Genomic DNA, 17,119 nt, shown 5'->3' with positions numbered 1-17,119 from the left:
TTTAGCCTAATTTTTATTAGGCTTTAGATTGATGAATACAGACAATATAAATGAGAGTAGGGAAGGCAGTTAACATTTATTGCGCTTCCTGATCTCTTTTTTTTATTTGTATCTCAATATTTTGGCATCTTAAAGGAATTAAACTTGAATCCCGCTTTAGATCAAATTACTCCAAGACCTTTGCGCGTCGCAATTAATGGCTTTGGTCGGATCGGTCGCAATGTCCTGCGGGCATGGTTTGAAAATAACTGTATTCCTGATATTGAAATTGTTGCCATCAATGACATTGCGTCATTTGATATCTTGGCGCATCTATTGCGTTTTGACAGTGCGCATGGACGGTTTCATGGCACAGTTGGGCTAGAAGGCTCTGAACTGATTGTGGCAGGTACACTGCAAAGTCGGCGGATTCAACTATTACAGCAAGCCGATCCTTCATTGTTACCTTGGGCTGATTTGGAGATTGATTTAGTTCTCGAATGTAGTGGTCACTTCCGGTCCAGAATTGATGCATCAAGGCATTTATCTGCCGGTGCTAAGCGCGTGATTATCAGTGCGGCGCCTTTTGATACGGTAGATGCTGCCATTGTATTTGGGATCAATGAGACGCTGCTAAAGCCTTCAGATAAAGTAATTTCGAGTGTGTCGTGTACCACGCAGGCTCTCGTTCCTTTGGTTAAGATATTGGATGATGCTTTTGGAATTGAGTCTGCCTTGATGACTGAAATTCACGCCATGACGGCGGATCAGTCGGTACTCGATCATGCACATCGTGATCCCCGTCGTGCGCGCGCATCCGCACAAAATATCATTCCTACGACATCTAGTGCACTCGGCGCTTTAAAGCGTGTCTTACCGCATATGGAACACCGTATCGAAGGCTATTCCATCCGAGTACCGACATTAAATGTAGCTGCGATAGATCTTTCTTTTGTGATGGAACGCCCCGCGACGATTGAGCAAATCAATCAGACGTTAATCGACGCGGCGCAGGGTCATTTTCGACGCATTATGGATGTGACCGATCAGCCTTTGGTTTCGAGTGATTTTAATCATCAGTCGTTTTCGCTGGTAGTGGATAGTTTGCAGACCATGGTTGCAGGACGTCAGGCCAAAGTGTTGGCTTGGTATGATAATGAGTGGGGCTATGCAAATCGGTTATTGGATTTGTGCGGGGTGATGGGGTAGAGACGATATTCTTCTTTTAATAATGTTTTAAGATAACAAAATAATAGATGATATAAAGCCAGCTTAAAAAACCATGGATAATGGCCCATAGAATAGAGTGATTCGCACTCCATGATAAGGCAACTGCGATCACCACACCTAAGCTGAAGCCTGTGCTACTTTTATTCATCGACGGCTCCTAAAAATTCTGCACAGTTGACTTGTTTATAATATCAGCTGGGCATCGTTCATATCGCATCTGTATCGTAATCTTAAGTTACTAGTGCATATGTTCCCGTTGCAAATGCAACCAATTTTTTCTCACTCTCATTGGCTACACTATAAATATCAACCCGCATTACTACCGTTCGCCGACCTTGCTTCACCAAGGTGACAATTGCTCGTAAATCCTGGGCTGCAGCTGGGCGCGCCAAGAAGTGAATATGCAAATCCTGTGTTACGGACATGCGCTGCGTATCATCTAAAGCCAAAATCAATGCATACATTGCCGCATCTGCAAGCATCATCATTGTCGGACCGGAAATCGTATTTCCGGGACGGATCTGTTTTGCATGAAAGGGCAAGACACAGGTTACCGTTGGCAAGTCCACTTGATCAACTCGAAAGCCACTGGCACTCGATGCGGGTATTCCCTCTAGAATCAGCTGATTAATATATGCAGCCCGATCATTAGGTCTGTTTTCTTCCATAGCGTTCATCTTCCAAATTACGAATGTGTTTTGTCGTTGGGCTTAAGTATGATTGTGTTATCGAGTGCATTGCAATCGCAAAAACTATGACATGCTATGGCACAGTTTGCATGGAATATGAGTTATTGACGTTTAATTCGTTTAACTATTCATCAAAGGAAGTCGCATCATGTCTCTAGATAAAACGCTCTATACTGCGGTTGCAACTGCTACCGGTGGTCGTGATGGAACCGTACGCTCAAATGATGGTGTGATTGATTTTAAGTTGACCATCCCAAAAGAAATGGGAGGAAATGGGGCTGTGGGTACCAACCCCGAGCAGCTCTTTGCCGCAGGATATTCCGCGTGCTTTATTGGCGCTTTGAAAGTGGTTGCAGGACGTGAAAAAGTAAAACTACCCCAAGATGTCTCAATAGAAGGTCATATCGGTATTGGTCCAGTTGGGCAAGCTTTTAGCATAGAGGCGACACTTAATATTTCGATTCCTGGTGTGGAGCGCTCTGTTGCAGAAGACTTAGTGGCAAAGGCCCATCAAGTTTGTCCTTATTCTAATGCCACTCGTGGCAATATTGATGTGACACTTAATGTCGTCTAAGAAGTGAGCCTGATCAAATAAAAAAGACACGCCCATGCGTGTCTTTTTTATGAGTTTGGTCTTGGAGATCAAGCGTGATCAGATCCCTTTGCCATCGGAAGTACCCAGAGCATCCGCTTCTTTTAAACGCGGAGCAACCACAGGTTTAATGATCATTCGTAATACCACTGGTGCAAAGACAGTCGTAGCAATAATCATCACAACGATCTCTGCAAACAATTTATTATCAATCAATTGCGTGCTGAGCCCAATACCCACCACAATCAATCCGACTTCACCGCGAGGCACCATACCGACACCCACTTTATTGGCAACTTCAAAGCCTTGCTGAGGTGCAATAGCGAGTCCGCCCAGCCATTTGCCAAGGATGGCAATGATGGTCAGAACCGCGCCATTCCAAAGCACTTCGCTATCGGCAAGGAGCGCGAGTGGCAATTGTACACCGACCATGGCAAAGAAGACGGGTGCAAGAAAACTCTCCAGTGCATGGACTTTATCTTGGAAATCATAATTGTCACTGACTTCTGCAAGTACCATCCCGATTAGGAATGCACCGATAATTGGTGCTAATCCGACGACACCCGATAATGCTGCAAAGCCTAAACTCAGAGAAATAATAAGACCAAATCCACCGGAAATTTTTTGCGGATTTAGGTGGGATTGAATACGACGAATCAGTGGAACACCAACCAGGAGAACTGCAAAAACGAATCCGAGTGAAATGCCTAGCGTGGTTGCTACGCCAATGGCTGAAACCTCTTCACCGCTAGCCATACCCGATACAACACCGAGAATTGCTAGTCCTAAGATGTCGTCAATCACCGCAGCACCGAGGATAATTCGGGCATACTTACTGTTAATCACGCCAAGATCATTCAAGACCTGAGCAGTAATGCCTACACTGGTTGCAACCATAGCCGTACCGATGAAGATACTTTGGATCTGCGATAAATCGTGGAAGAAGCCGAAGCAATAGCCACCAAGCATGGGCAAACTAATGCCGAGAATCGCCACGATCACGGCTTCTTTGCCTACGGCAAGCAGATCACGCAAACGATTTTCAAGACCGACTGCAAACATCAAAAAGATCGCACCAAATTCAGCTAAGGCTTGCAGGGTGAGATTGACGTGCACAAACCCAAGTAGGCTTGGGCCAACAAGAACACCCGCTAATACTTGTCCAATCACACGGGGTTGACCTAATCGAGAAGCCAGCCAACCGAGTACTTGTGCGGAGAAGACTAAACAGAATAGGGAGAATAGAATTCCACCTAGTTCACCATGTGCATCTGCCGCGGCATAACTGATCGAGGGCACGAGCAATCCACTCAGCAGAATATAGAATATGAGATAGAATTTTTTCATGTGTAAGTTCCCTGATAAAGTGAATGCCTTGTCTTATTGCAATACGATGAATGATTCTTTTCATGATCAGACAATAATGAGCTAATAATTAATTCTAGTTAATTGATGCATCAAGAATAATACGCGAACTGTGAAGCTTTTAGTATTTTCATATGGTTAAAATGAACATAACTTTGATCATGCTCAATCAGTTATTGGATATTTCTAATTTTGTTCGACCTGCTAAGCTTAGTTACTTGTTGATATTATCGTTATTCACCATGAATAAATCTCAATAATGACTCCACATTGAGGCCAGTTTTTTTTACCATAGCGTCCTTTATAGATATTGAGCAAGTTGCATGAGTTCTCAGGTTGATTTATTAAAGCCTATTTATGATTTTCTTGCGTGTCGTACACCGCAAGCATGGATAGATGTTGCTTGTCAGAATATCCCTCTATTGCTACAAGACCATGCAAATTGTGAAAAAAAAGCGGCTGGTACGGCAATGAATCTGATGTTTCGCTACGGCGCTCATACGGAGTTGCAAGTCAAGCTGGCACAACTGGTCCGTGAAGAAATGCTGCACTATGAACAAGTGATAGAAATCATGCGTCAGCATGGCCAGGTCTGGGAGGCTGTCAGTGCTAGCCGATATGCTTTGGGTCTACGAAAACATATTCGTACCCATGAGCCTGCCGCATTAGTTGATGTTTTGATTGTCGGAGCTTTTGTAGAAGCGCGTTCATGTGAGCGTTTTGCAGCGTTGGCACCTTACGTCGAGGAGAGACTGGCAAAATTCTATCGCTATCTATTAAAGTCCGAGTCTCGGCATTTTGAGGATTATCTGACTTTGGCTCGAACGTTGGTTGAAGATTCAGAGCGCATTTCGATTGATGAGCGTATCGTGCTGTTTCGCGAGGTTGAGCGTGAGCTTATTGAATCAACTGATACCGAGATTCGATTTCATAGTGGAGTACCTCTTTTAAGCTAATCCATATGGATCGATTCACATTTTACGGATTAACCATAATATGTGAATCAATGATTTGCTATGATTAGGCACGCCTTTTGAGTCCGATAATAGGCCAATAATTTTGAACGTATAACAGTAGAGTGTGATGATGAGTGATGTGAACACAGCCGAAAAGCCAGCGCTGAAAAATGATCGTTTTATTCGCGCACTATTACGCCTACCTGTTGATACAACACCGGTATGGATGATGCGCCAAGCAGGTCGTTATCTACCGGAATATAAGGCAACTCGAAGTCAAGCCGGTGATTTTCTTTCATTATGCAAAAACACAGATCTGGCTTGTGAGGTGACGTTACAGCCTTTGCGTCGTTTTGCCCTCGATGCTGCAATTTTATTTAGTGATATTCTGACGGTACCCGATGCCATGGGCCTTGGACTCTATTTTGAAGAAGGCGAGGGGCCAAAGTTTAAAAAGACCGTACGTACCGAAGCTGATATTGCGGCATTACCGAAAATTAATCCCAATGATTCCTTGCAGTATGTCATGGATGCGGTCACTACGATTCGTTCGGCCCTTGGCGGTAGCGTGCCATTGATTGGTTTTTCAGGAAGCCCTTGGACGCTTGCAACCTATATGGTGGAAGGAGGAGGCTCTCGCGAATTCCGTCATACCAAGGAAATGTTATATCGCACACCGGAATTGCTACATGCCTTGCTTGAAAAACTTGCAGTTGCAGTCACGGACTACTTAAATGCCCAGATTCTAGCTGGTGCACAGGTTGTGCAGCTTTTCGACAGTTGGGGTGGAGCGCTTGCGCATCGTGAGTATGTCGAATTTTCATTGAATTACATGACCAAGATCATCTCGGGCCTGATCCGAGTGCATGAAGGACGCCCTGTTCCTGTCATTGTATTCACCAAAGGCGGGGGGCAATGGATACCGCAAATGATCGGTAGTGGTGCCGATGCATTAGGTTTAGATTGGACAACATCACTGGCAGACGCACGCAAGATTGCTGCATCACGTGTGGCACTTCAAGGTAATCTGGATCCAAATACGTTATATGGCTCCCCTGAACAAATTCGCAAATCTGTTGCTGCAATGTTGGCTGATGCATATGCAGACAATCAAGAGCGGACGGGGTATGTTGCAAATTTAGGTCACGGGATTACGCAATGGGTTGATCCGAGTCATGCAGGTGTCTTTGTTGATGCTGTTCATGAGTTAAGCGCGATTTATTTTAAATAAAATTTCTTTTGAAGCGCCCTCTTTTTAAATCAAAAAGAGGGCTAATATGTACACTGGTTATCATTTTTGTTTTTTTTAAATCAATAATTTACAATACTATTAAAAATTAATACGAAAGTCTCAAGTTGTAACTAAATTGTCATATTGGCGTTTTATGATCCTCGTTGAAATTTTATTTTGAAATTTTCATATCCTCATTTTGCCTTACTCCCTGTAAGTCAAAACGTTTTGTCTTCGCAGTTATTATTTTATTGATGATTGACTCAATCTGAAAAAGATATAGCCAAAGCAGACTCATTTCGAACACATATGTAACCGCTCTAACATCAATGCATGTGTAGTCAGTCGTTGCAAGAAAGGATGTGAAGCCAGAACATGGAAATGGAAGAGCACGTTTATGAGTAATATGATGACCAATACTGGTAAAGCCGGGTCAAATAATGCTGCGGATATATACTCGCTTGCTTTGCATATTCCTTCATTTTCTCCAACGGATACCGTGAATGATGTGGCTGCGCAATTCATGCAGCCTGATTATCAAGTGATTCTTTCCGCACCTATCGTACAAGATGGCATTCCAGTTGGGGTCATTACGCGTTACCAACTGCATAATATTTTTATGAAAAACTTTGGTCGAGAGTTATTTGGCCGTAAGCCGATTGCTGAGTTTATGCAAAAAAACTTTTTGGCCGTCGATGTTCATATGCCTGTTGCAGATGCGGCAAGTTATATCTCTGCGAATATTCAGCAGCCGCTATCCGAAGATTTTGTCATTACGGAGCAGGGGCGGTATCTCGGACTGGGCTCCGTGATTGCGCTTCTAGGCGCAATGGAACGCCAAGTGACTCAGAATGCTCATGAACTTTCAAATGCTTATCGTGAATTAAAGTCTTCCCAAGCCCAGTTAGTGCAGTCTGAAAAAATGGCGTCACTCGGGCAAATGGTTGCAGGTGTGGCGCATGAGATTAATACGCCTCTGGGCTATGTCAAAAATAATGTTGAGATTGTTCAAGAATTTATTGAACAATTACGTCAAATGAATGGCATGCATCAAGATTTGGTGAGCGTGATCCTATCTCCAGAGGGCAATGATGTTGCCATTGCTGAGAAGTTAGCTGAGCTTGATGACCTACAAAGCGTGGTTCAACCCGAGCTACTTTTTGAGGACATGTTGGCTATCTTTAATGATACTAATTATGGCTTAGAGCAGATTAATGAGTTGGTTTTAGGGCTTAAGAACTTTAGTCGCCTTGATCAGGCGATGACTGATAGCGTATCGCTCAATGATTGTGTGAATTCATCACTGCTTATTGCTAAAAATACTTTAAAAAATGGGATTCAAGTGATTAAGCAATTCGGTGAGTTGCCTAAAATTTCTTGTGCACCTTCGCAAATTAATCAAGTGTTATTAAACCTTTTGACTAATGCGGCTCAAGCCATGAACGGCAAAGGCAAAATTCTGATCAAGACTTGGGCGGATGAGAGCAATGTTTATATTTCTGTACAGGATACGGGAAAAGGCATGCCGCCCGAAGTACTTGCCAAAATTTTTGACCCGTTCTACACCACAAAACCCGTGGGAGAAGGGACGGGTCTAGGTTTGTCCATTTCCTATCAGATTATTGAACAACATGGCGGTCGTATTCGAGTTGCATCAGAGGTTGGACGGGGCACACGGTTCGGAATTACTTTGCCGAGAAAACAGAAAATGGCTCCAGTTGTCCAGGCCGTTTTAGCCGAAGCCTAATGACCTGACTCAAATTAAGCGTCATGACTAGTCACAAGCCAATACATCGGCAGGAGTAATAAGATGCAAGAAAAACCAAAGATTTTACTAGTGGATGATGAGGAGCGTATCTTGCGGTCGCTCAGTATGTTGCTTCGAACGCAATACCAAATATTTGCGACGAGTGATGGTCACGAGGCGCTAAGAATTCTGCGTCAAGAGAAAATTCACGTGATTATTTCTGATCAGCGTATGCCGATCATGACCGGTACAGAGTTACTCAGTAAAGCAAAAGAAATTGCGCCAGATACCATTCGAATTTTATTGACGGGTTATTCTGATGCCGATGCTGCATTAGATGCTCTGAATGATGGTGAGATTTTCCGTTATATTAATAAGCCTTGGGGTCCTAAAGAGCTGCGGGAAACCATTGCACAGGCCGCGAATATCGCTGGAAAACTTGAGGCTTTACCGAGTGAGCCTCTACTGCAACAAGTTCCGATCCTACGACCTGAAATTATTAGCAATCAGGGATTGGTTTGTTTGGTTTTAGATCGTGATGAGAATACTTACCTGGTTGTTAAAGAGATATTAGGAAATTCCCACGAAGTGGTCTGGAGTCAAGATGTCAATTCTGCCTTATCTATTTTGACCAGTCGTTCCGTGGCTATTATGGTGACCGAACTAAGTTTAGGGGATGTAGATCTGAGTACAATGATCAAGACACTTAAGCAAGAGCATCCAGAATTATTGACCATTATTTTGACCAATTTTAAAGATACAGCGCGACTCGTTGAGTTGATCAATCAAGCTCAAGTGTTTCGGTATTTGCCAAAGCCAGTACGGAAAGGTTTGCTCGGTAAGAGTATTGAGTCATCCATTGCACGTTATCGTACATTAAATGCTCAGCCAGAGCGCCTTGAGACACAAGTTGTAGAGAGCATTCAAGATCCGTTACAGAAAGCGGAGTCGAATAAGGTTGCAGATTTTCTTGCTCAGTTACGCGCTAAAATTAATCGCAGCTTAACTGCGGGGCTTTAAACGTCTTCTATAAACAATGATACTCCTCCAAGCGAACAAAAATGTTGTCATGGAGAGGAGTATCATTTTTAGCTGAAGTCAAATCTATAAAAAGTCTACAACGACATACTTCATTTTTGACCGATTAAAACTGTGTAATCCTTTAGCCTGAACACGAATTCATATAAACTATCGCTTATTCAAAACATGTCATGTTTCAACATATTCGAGTACCTTTGTATGTCCGATACCACCCAACAAAATTTATTAAAACAAGCGGTTGCACAGGCGGCGTTGGATCATTTGCCCAAAGGGGGAGTGATTGGTGTTGGCACAGGCAGTACGGTTAATTTTCTCATTGATTTGCTTCCCCAGCTTAAACTTGCTGGCGCTGTTGCGAGCTCTAAAGCCACAGAAGATCGCCTAAAGGCAGTTGGCATTGAGGTTGTTGAGTTAAATCAAGTGGGTAGTTTGGATGTTTATATCGATGGAGCTGATGAAATTGATCGTCATTTGCATATGATTAAAGGTGGTGGTGGCGCACTGACCCGTGAAAAAATTGTTGCATCGGTCGCTAAACGATTCATCTGTATTGCGGATGAGTCTAAATGGGTCGAACAATTGGGTCGAGCCTTTCCCTTACCTATCGAAGTGATTCCTATGGCGCGATCCGCAGTAGGCCGAAAACTCGTCACTTTAGGCGGAGCTCCTGCATATCGTCAAGGTTTCGTGACCGATAATGGCAATCTGATTCTCGATGTTCATAATCTAAATATCTTAAATGCGATTGCTTTAGAAAGTGAGCTAAATGACATTGCAGGTGTGGTATGCAATGGGCTGTTCGCTAAGCAAGGTGCAGATTTGGCATTACTCGCAGGACCCAATGGGGTGCGTGAAGTCTCTCGTTAAGTGGTAGGTTAATACATTGGCTTTTTGGGGTCGCAAAGCGGCAGATGATGAGACTGATTTACCTGAGATTGAGTGGCGGGTAAATTCTAGGGCTAAACGTTTACGGTTAACCCTCAAATCGGGTCGAGTATGGGTCACGATTCCACCACGGACGTCAGACGCGACAGTCAGAAAATTTTTAAAAGAAACCCAGCTTTGGCTTAAAGAGAGTTGGGCAAAGCAACAGCAAATCAAACGACAACATGAGCAGCATTTAGCCGATCATCCTCTGCATACCAATCATTCGATTACCAATAATACGGAGCTTAGACTTCCCGCACTGAATCAAATCTGGCGCTTGGAAACTTCAGATGCACATAAACGGGTAACCATAAGCAGTGAAACGATGTTTATCCCTGAAATCAATGCGTCAGCTTCTTTAAAGCAATGGGTAAAGCTCCAAGCACAGTCTTATCTCCCTCTTCGATTGGCAGAGCTTGCCACAATTCACCATTTTCAATATACGGGCTGCACGATACGTCATGCTCGCACGCGTTGGGGAAGCTGTACACGTCAGGGTAAGATTAACTTGAATGCATCATTGATCTTACTGGCTCCGGAGCTTCTGGATTATGTGTTGCTGCATGAACTTTGTCACACCCGACAATTTAATCATTCACCGTTATTTTGGGCTGAAATGATGGCAGTTTGCCCAACTTTTGCGAGTGATCGGCAACAGTTGAAGAAAACGGTGCTACCACAATGGTGGAACGCTTGATGCTCTCTGTCTCTTGAAAGTTGAGATTCTTGATTGAAGTCTTAGTCATGAAGCCTGTTGCCTTGCATATCTTATATTCATTTATATCACCAATCCCTCATGAATGACTAAATTGATCATTCTTCCCCATAAAAACAACAGATGTGCTATATCGCTTATTCAATGATTTTGTTATAAAGCCATGTGCATTTTAGTAAGGGCAGGATTGTCCTGCATTATGGCAATGATAGACATCAGTGATGTCATGCAATTCTAGGAAAGCATGGTGGATTGGGTTTATTAAATACTATTTAACGACATATAAAACGAGGAATGGACATGGCAACTTTTTTGACAAATGAATGGTTTGACAAAGTTGATCAACTGACTCAGGCAGCTGGTGATCTTAATCTCCCACCTGCGCTTGCCAATCTGGCATTGAATATGAACGTCAGCGGTGGTGCTGATGGTGATGTTGATCTGGCGCTTGATGGCGGAAAAATTGTCAAAGGTCTGTCCCCAAATGCAAAAGCAACATTGCAATTAGATGCAGCAACTTTGCGTAAAGTATTTTTGGAATTTGATATGGCTGCAGCAATGCAAGCGTTCATGTCAGGTAAAATCAAAGTACAAGGTGACATGACTCAATTGATGGCATTGCAAACTGCTCGCCCAAGCCAAGAACAAAAAGACTTGTTCAAAAGCGTATTGGCTGAAACAGAATAATTGAGAGAAAGATTCTCGCGCTAATGCTGATGAGATACTTTAAAAAAATAAACCCGCTGATTTATGCGGGTTTAATTTTATCAAAAATGCCTTATTTACTTTTTTCGATTGGGGCATAGACCGAGGCTTGTAGCCAGATATTACCGCGAATAAATTCACCAGCTTGAATGTTTGCAGGTGCCTCACCACGGGGGAAATAAGCTATTTGAATGATCAATGGCTTTGCATCAGGCTCGCGTAGAATAACCACATCAAGCAACTGCCCCGTTTCTGACATAAAGTTCAAGGGCTGCACACCTAGCACTTCTCCTTGGAACCATGCTTCATCTTCTTGACCGAAATTCTCACCGAATAAATAAGCCACCATATTGGATAAATCTAAGGTGACTGGTGCTTCATCCTCGGGTGTTTTGGCTTGCCATGCGGCTAGTTTTTCTTGGAGATCGTCGGGCGCCACACCATTGTTATCCGCCAGAATTTCATTGAGTGCGCGGTGATGACGTATCGCGGCCGGATCATCAACAACAATGGTCTCACCACTGTCAACGCGTTCAATTTCATAAGCAAAGGCCCCTAGATAGGCATGATAGGTGACTTTGCTCTGATAGCGATGTTGATTGACTGCATATAGTGCATCGAATGCATAGAGTGTGGCGCCATCAGAGGTTTCTAAGGTCAATACGGCCTCAAGAGAATGCTCACAATGTAGTACCCGACTTACACGAACTTCGGTATACCATTTACTGTCTAAGAAGGGATAGGCGCTGCGAAGTGCGGTAGGACGACCATCAGTAACATCTAATATTTGTGCGACTTGAATCGCGCCTTCAGGTCCTGTAATCAGCCAATGTGCGGCTTGATCATCTGAATTGGGATCAACATCAAAAGCCAGTCCACGAGGCATCACAGCATCATCAATGGAGTGTTCCAACCATTTGGGTACGACGACGTTTATATTATCGGTCAGGATTTCCCAATGTGCACCATGGTCGCCTAACGTTGCACAATCGACTTTTAAAAGTTCTGGCGGGGAGTTATGCGATGTAGATTGCTTCGAGTCCGATTGTGCTAAGTGATTTATAGTTTGATTCAGCTGTTCGGTCATTCTTAGCTCCAAGCGGGGTTATGTAGTGCAACGTATCAAGGCGTATGTACTGACTATGTAGGCCAATAACAGTTTAAAAAATCTTATTCGTCAGACTGACAAAAATAGACAAAATCACCTAAGCTACTATAGTCATAATCAGTATTCATTTAATATTAATGATTCTTGCAATAAATTTATGCAAAGTCATCTCACATTGTTAATAGGGATAGTCCAGATGGATTTCAACGATACATTACAACAGAAAGTTGCGCTGGTCACGGGTGGTGCATCAGGTTTAGGTCTAGCAACTGTAAAGCAACTGGCTGCTAAGGGCGCCAAAGTGGCAATTTTTGATCTCAATCGTGAGCAAGCAGATCAGGTTGCATCTGAATTGGGGGCAAATGTCCGTGCTTATACTGTGAATGTCAGCGATGAGGTCTCTGTTAAAACTGCCATTGATCAAGTTGTCGGAGATTTTGGTGGCCTACACATTGCGGTGAATTGCGCTGGGGTTGGATCGGCGAGTCGCACCGTTGGAAAAAATGGAGCGCATTCACTTGAGCTTTTTAGCAAAGTGATCACCATTAATTTGATTGGTACCTTTAATGTGACACGTCTTGCAGCAGAAGCCATGCAGCATAATACGCCGGACAGTACATCGGAGAATACCGACTATGAGCGTGGTGTGATTATTAATACAGCTTCTGTTGCTGCATTTGATGGTCAGATTGGGCAGGTTGCCTATGCTGCTTCTAAAGGTGGGGTAGTCGGGATGACCTTGCCTTTAGCCCGAGATCTTGCCGTGATCGGGATTCGTGTGAATACCATCGCCCCTGGTATTTTTAATACCCCTTTGATGAATGCATCTCCGGATAGTGTGAAATTACCGCTTATAGAAATGACTCAATTTCCAAAACGTTTGGGGTATCCTGAAGAGTACGCGAAGCTTGCTTTGCATATTATTGAAAATCGTTTTATGAATGGCGAGACGATTAGATTAGATGGTGCCATCCGGATGCAACCTCGCTAATGAGCCATACTCCTGTTAACCCACCCTCTCAACCTTTACCTGAGTCATCGAGTAGTTTGTCTACGATGACTTTGTGGATTGATGCGGATGCGTGCCCCCGAATCCTGCGTGAAGTGATTTTTCGTGCGGCGGATCGCCATCGCTTACCGACGATTTTTGTAGCGAATCAACCTGTGGGTATTACGCCTTCGACATTGATCAGATCGATTCAGGTTTCTGGCGGTGCTGATATGGCGGATCAAGAAATCGTATCGCGTATGAAAGCCGGCGATTTAGTGATGACTCAGGATATTCCTTTAGCGGCACAAGTGATCGAGAAGGGTGGTACAGCATTGCATCCTAGAGGGGAGGTGTTCACCACAGAGAATGTTCGTGCTCGATTACATTTACGCGATTTTATGGATAGTCTTCGTGGCGCAGGTGTTCAGACTGGTGGACCACCTCCACTTAATGATCGTGATAAAAAGCAGTTTGCTGATGGCTTAGAAAAAACCATTGTTCGTTTAAAGCGTATCGCACAGCAGAAAATGCTAGCGGAACAAGCAAAACTTGCAAATAGTGACTTAAAGGATTAAACACGGAAAATACGTATCCATCATGACAAACGATAGCTTGGCAACAGAACCTGATTTGAATGATTCAATCTACGATTTGGTCGTTATTGGTGGTGGCATTAATGGTGTGGGAATAGCGCGCGATGCAGCTGGGCGTGGTTTACGTGTATTGTTGGTTGAGAGGGGGGATTTTGCAGGAGCGACCTCCAGCGCATCTAGTAAGCTTATTCATGGTGGTTTACGCTATCTTGAATATTATGAGTTCCGTTTAGTTCGAGAGGCCTTGGCTGAACGTGAACGTCTCCTTGCCATCGCTCCTCATATTGCATGGCCGATGAGTTTTGTCATGCCGCATATCGCAGGCTTACGTCCGCGTTGGATGATTCGTACAGGACTTTTTTTGTATGATCGATTGGGTGGTCGCATTTCATTGGCAAAATCCAAAGCAGTCACTTTAACGAATACCCTGTTGGGAAAGCCACTCAAAACTTTATTCAGTCAAGGATTCACGTATTCTGATGCATGGGTTGATGATGCGCGACTTGTCGTATTAAACGCGCTGTCTGCGCAGCAGCATGGGGCTGAGATGTTGCCGCGAGTGAGCTTCGAGCAAGCAAAGCGAGTAGGTCATCTTTGGCATATCGAGATTAAACCGACTGAAATCCATCCATCACCAGAAAAGATTCCTACCCATATCCGAGCTCGCATGTTGGTCAATGCCAGTGGGCCATGGGTAGAAAAAGTGCGGACTCGTATTGCACTGAATGATTATAGTCATGATGAGGAGATTCTTGAATCTAGCGTCGAGATTCAAAAACAGACTGGACTCGGGCAATTACGATTAGTCCAAGGCTCGCATATGGTGGTTGCGCGATGTTATGACGGAAATCATGCTTATATCCTGCAGCATACTGATCGACGCGTTATTTTTATGCTGCCCTATGAGCATGATTATACGTTGATCGGGACGACTGATTTACCCCTTAATGATCCAAATCAGCTCCCATCTATGACCGATGCTGAAGTTGACTATTTATGTGATGCTGTCAACCAATATCTAGAGCACTCTGTCAAACCTTCAGATGTGATCTGGCGCTATAGTGGCGTGCGTCCACTCATGGATCAAGGGGATACTGATAATCCATCTGCGGTTTCTCGTGATTATGAGCTTAAAATAGAAGCATTAAATGAAGCAGTGCCGTTACTGACTGTGTTAGGCGGGAAGCTGACAACCTATCGCAAACTTGCTGAACATGCGCTGGATGATTTATCAGATTATTGTATTGATTTGTCTAAAGGTTGGACGGATCAGGAAGTCTTACCCGGTGGGGATATTCCTGATGGCTGGCATGGTTTTGAAGCTTGGCAGACCCATTTTATCGCTCAATATCCAGATATTGATCCAGAATGGCTTGCCAGTATCACTCGGCGGTATGGCACATGGACACCTCAAGTCCTCAGTAGTCTTAAGTCACAATCTCTGACCTTTGGTGTGAGCGACTTAGGCTTGTATTTTGGTGGTGGTTTATATGAGTGTGAAGTACGTTATTTAAGACAAAAAGAATGGGCGTGGCAAGCAGAAGATATTCTATGGCGTAGAACGAAATGCGGTTTACACATGACGGTTGATGAGCGTATTTCCTTTGAAAAATGGTTCAAACAACACGGTGTTTAAACCATGGATGATGTGGAGGTCATTCGTTTCTGCAAGGGCATCATTCCGATGCCGCTCATATGATATGGCGGGAAATTAATGTCATATCATCACGAAAATGCACCTTGCCAAATCCCCAGTGAATCCCCATAAATGCTATAATAGCAAGCATTGATCGATGCCGCTGGGATTGGATGATTGATAATCCCACGAGTAGAGGTCGCTAAATACGTTTCAATTCGGTTTGCGCTGTGCAAATTAAATATTGCGAGGAATCAAAATGTCAGATGTAGAAAGCGAAACTGCTATTTTAGACGCCCTAGAGACGATTACGGTAGATACGACTGCTAATATGGTCATTACCGCATCGGCGCAGGAATATCTGAAAGATCTACTCGCCAAACAAAATACGCCTGGCATTGGTGTACGTATTTTTGTTGAAAATGCAGGTACACCACGTGCGGAATGCTGCATGGCATACAGTACACCGGGTGAAGAAGATTTTAATGATGCCAAGATTGATTATGCCGATTTTTCTGCATATCTTGATAGCCCAAGCATCCCTTACCTTAAGGATGCAGTGATTGATTACAACAAAGATCGTTTTGGTGGTCAGCTCACATTTAAAGCACCGAACTCAAAGATTCCTCGTATCGGTGCAGATGCGTCTATTGAAGAGCGTATTGGTTATGTTTTGCAAGCTGAAATTAATCCAGGCTTAGCGGCACATGGCGGTAATGTTTCATTGGTTGAATTGTTTGATGATCCAGCGGATGGGTTGACAGCGGTACTGCAATTTGGCGGTGGATGCCAAGGGTGTTCTGCTGTAGATATGACCTTGAAACAAGGTGTTGAAACATCATTGAAAGAACATATTCCAGAGCTTGGCAGAGTTATTGATAAAACGGATCATACCAAACGCGAAGGCGCATATTTTAAATAATACCCTCATGTTCATTGGGATATCTGTTTTATCAATGTCGCTTAAGAACAGACCAACTGTAGTGATTTCGCAGTTGGTTTTTTTTATGGGGAAATGGTTTGAGTCTTTGAAGTACGTATGTGGCTGTTAAAAATATTTCTTTTTAGAAATATTTGGTATAAATATTGCTGATAAATTTATACTATTTATACGTTTTTGCGCTTGACCCATCATTGCAATCGACGGTATAAATATAAAACGTTGGCATTGTTTCGTGAAAGAAGTTACCAAACTACTGAAAAACAAAGAACTAGATATTGTTATGCTTCTGTGATTGGATTGCAGTCAGTCATATATAAGGTCCACATGTCTAGATTATCATGAGTTTTTTCATTCAATTGCAATGAATATGTCACATTAATATCATGCAAATATGGTTTTATGGTGGCGTACCTTTTGGTGCTTGGTAATGACAACGCGGTGAATGTGTTGTGTCGTATATGCTGTAAATGGTGGCGAGACCCCTTCGTAATATCTATACGACAAAAATAATGAATTGGTTGATATTTTGACACAAGATTAAATGTTTGATTTTGATTAGTTATATTGATAACTAAAATGGTGGTGTATATCCCTCGTGGCACTGGTCAGGAGGATCTCGATATCGAATATCGAGATCTATCATCACTAAGTTCATCTCAAGAACTTTAATT

17 protein-coding genes are annotated in these 17,119 nt (G+C 43.3%); 13 read left to right on the top strand and 4 right to left on the bottom strand.

Features of this window, described 5'->3' with window-relative positions; all coding sequences use genetic code 11:
• The first annotated feature begins 180 nt into the window (after window positions 1-180).
• Window positions 181-1,188 (top strand): type I glyceraldehyde-3-phosphate dehydrogenase, encoded by a 1,008-nt coding sequence (locus tag ACLHG7_RS12280; protein ID WP_410211615.1) that lies wholly within the window; start codon window positions 181-183, stop codon window positions 1,186-1,188.
• Between the two features lie 16 nt (window positions 1,189-1,204).
• Here ACLHG7_RS12280 and ACLHG7_RS12275 read toward each other — a convergent pair whose 3' ends face one another.
• Together ACLHG7_RS12275 and ACLHG7_RS12270 are read right to left on the bottom strand one after the other, a co-directional pair.
• Window positions 1,205-1,357, bottom strand: a complete 153-nt coding sequence (locus ACLHG7_RS12275) for a hypothetical protein (protein WP_410211298.1) — start codon at window positions 1,355-1,357, stop codon at window positions 1,205-1,207.
• Between the two features lie 82 nt (window positions 1,358-1,439).
• Window positions 1,440-1,877, bottom strand: coding sequence for a PaaI family thioesterase (locus tag ACLHG7_RS12270; protein WP_410211297.1), 438 nt, complete (start codon window positions 1,875-1,877; stop codon window positions 1,440-1,442).
• A gap of 169 nt (window positions 1,878-2,046) precedes the next feature.
• On the opposite strand from ACLHG7_RS12270, the gene ACLHG7_RS12265 reads away from it, so the two are divergent.
• On the top strand, window positions 2,047-2,472 hold the full coding sequence (locus tag ACLHG7_RS12265) for an organic hydroperoxide resistance protein (protein ID WP_410211296.1): 426 nt from the start codon (window positions 2,047-2,049) through the stop codon (window positions 2,470-2,472).
• Window positions 2,473-2,550: 78 nt separating this feature from the next.
• Here the strand turns inward: ACLHG7_RS12265 and ACLHG7_RS12260 are convergent, their stop codons facing one another.
• Window positions 2,551-3,837, bottom strand: coding sequence for a cation:proton antiporter (locus ACLHG7_RS12260; protein ID WP_410211295.1), 1,287 nt, complete (start codon window positions 3,835-3,837; stop codon window positions 2,551-2,553).
• A 341-nt stretch (window positions 3,838-4,178) separates the two neighbouring features.
• On the opposite strand from ACLHG7_RS12260, the gene ACLHG7_RS12255 reads away from it, so the two are divergent.
• The 7 genes from ACLHG7_RS12255 (at window position 4,179) to ACLHG7_RS12225 (ending at window position 11,159) form a co-directional block, all read left to right on the top strand.
• Window positions 4,179-4,811, top strand: coding sequence for a tRNA-(ms[2]io[6]A)-hydroxylase (locus ACLHG7_RS12255; RefSeq protein WP_410211294.1), 633 nt, complete (start codon window positions 4,179-4,181; stop codon window positions 4,809-4,811).
• Between the two features lie 130 nt (window positions 4,812-4,941).
• Entirely contained in the window at window positions 4,942-6,042 is a 1,101-nt protein-coding gene (gene hemE / locus ACLHG7_RS12250; protein ID WP_410211293.1) for a uroporphyrinogen decarboxylase, read from the top strand.
• A 397-nt stretch (window positions 6,043-6,439) separates the two neighbouring features.
• Window positions 6,440-7,789 carry an ATP-binding protein gene (locus tag ACLHG7_RS12245; protein ID WP_410211292.1) on the top strand — a complete coding sequence of 450 codons (1,350 nt, stop codon included), beginning with the start codon at window positions 6,440-6,442 and terminating at the stop codon, window positions 7,787-7,789.
• A 63-nt stretch (window positions 7,790-7,852) separates the two neighbouring features.
• The gene (locus ACLHG7_RS12240; protein ID WP_410211291.1) at window positions 7,853-8,809 is read left to right on the top strand and encodes a response regulator; all 957 of its coding nucleotides are present in this window, start codon (window positions 7,853-7,855) and stop codon (window positions 8,807-8,809) included.
• Window positions 8,810-9,028: 219 nt separating this feature from the next.
• Complete coding sequence (gene rpiA / locus ACLHG7_RS12235) at window positions 9,029-9,697, top strand: ribose-5-phosphate isomerase RpiA (protein WP_410211290.1); 669 nt, start codon at window positions 9,029-9,031, stop codon at window positions 9,695-9,697.
• A gap of 16 nt (window positions 9,698-9,713) precedes the next feature.
• Window positions 9,714-10,454: a M48 family metallopeptidase gene (locus tag ACLHG7_RS12230; RefSeq protein ID WP_410211289.1), complete on the top strand. Its 741-nt coding sequence runs from the start codon at window positions 9,714-9,716 to the stop codon at window positions 10,452-10,454.
• A gap of 318 nt (window positions 10,455-10,772) precedes the next feature.
• Window positions 10,773-11,159 (top strand): SCP2 sterol-binding domain-containing protein, encoded by a 387-nt coding sequence (locus ACLHG7_RS12225; RefSeq protein ID WP_114898646.1) that lies wholly within the window; start codon window positions 10,773-10,775, stop codon window positions 11,157-11,159.
• A gap of 91 nt (window positions 11,160-11,250) precedes the next feature.
• Here the strand turns inward: ACLHG7_RS12225 and ACLHG7_RS12220 are convergent, their stop codons facing one another.
• A complete protein-coding gene (locus ACLHG7_RS12220) occupies window positions 11,251-12,264 on the bottom strand; it encodes a hypothetical protein (RefSeq protein WP_410211288.1) in 1,014 nt (337 codons plus the stop codon).
• A gap of 217 nt (window positions 12,265-12,481) precedes the next feature.
• Between ACLHG7_RS12220 and ACLHG7_RS12215 the strand changes: the two genes are divergently transcribed.
• The 4 genes from ACLHG7_RS12215 (at window position 12,482) to nfuA (ending at window position 16,427) form a co-directional block, all read left to right on the top strand.
• Window positions 12,482-13,276 carry a 3-hydroxyacyl-CoA dehydrogenase gene (locus ACLHG7_RS12215; RefSeq protein WP_410211287.1) on the top strand — a complete coding sequence of 265 codons (795 nt, stop codon included), beginning with the start codon at window positions 12,482-12,484 and terminating at the stop codon, window positions 13,274-13,276.
• Between the two features lie 65 nt (window positions 13,277-13,341).
• Window positions 13,342-13,851, top strand: coding sequence for a YaiI/YqxD family protein (locus tag ACLHG7_RS12210; protein WP_410211614.1), 510 nt, complete (start codon window positions 13,342-13,344; stop codon window positions 13,849-13,851).
• A gap of 22 nt (window positions 13,852-13,873) precedes the next feature.
• A complete protein-coding gene (glpD, locus tag ACLHG7_RS12205; RefSeq protein WP_410211286.1) occupies window positions 13,874-15,505 on the top strand; it encodes a glycerol-3-phosphate dehydrogenase in 1,632 nt (543 codons plus the stop codon).
• A 331-nt stretch (window positions 15,506-15,836) separates the two neighbouring features.
• Window positions 15,837-16,427, top strand: a complete 591-nt coding sequence (nfuA, locus tag ACLHG7_RS12200) for a Fe-S biogenesis protein NfuA (protein WP_410211613.1) — start codon at window positions 15,837-15,839, stop codon at window positions 16,425-16,427.
• Window positions 16,428-17,119 lie beyond the last annotated feature (692 nt).

The sequence above is a fragment of the Aquirhabdus sp. genome, from assembly GCF_046462495.1.
Classification (GTDB): domain Bacteria; phylum Pseudomonadota; class Gammaproteobacteria; order Pseudomonadales; family Moraxellaceae; genus Aquirhabdus.
The sequence above is the reverse complement of the archived record's forward strand: the minus strand, read 5'-3'. Positions and strand labels throughout refer to the sequence as shown.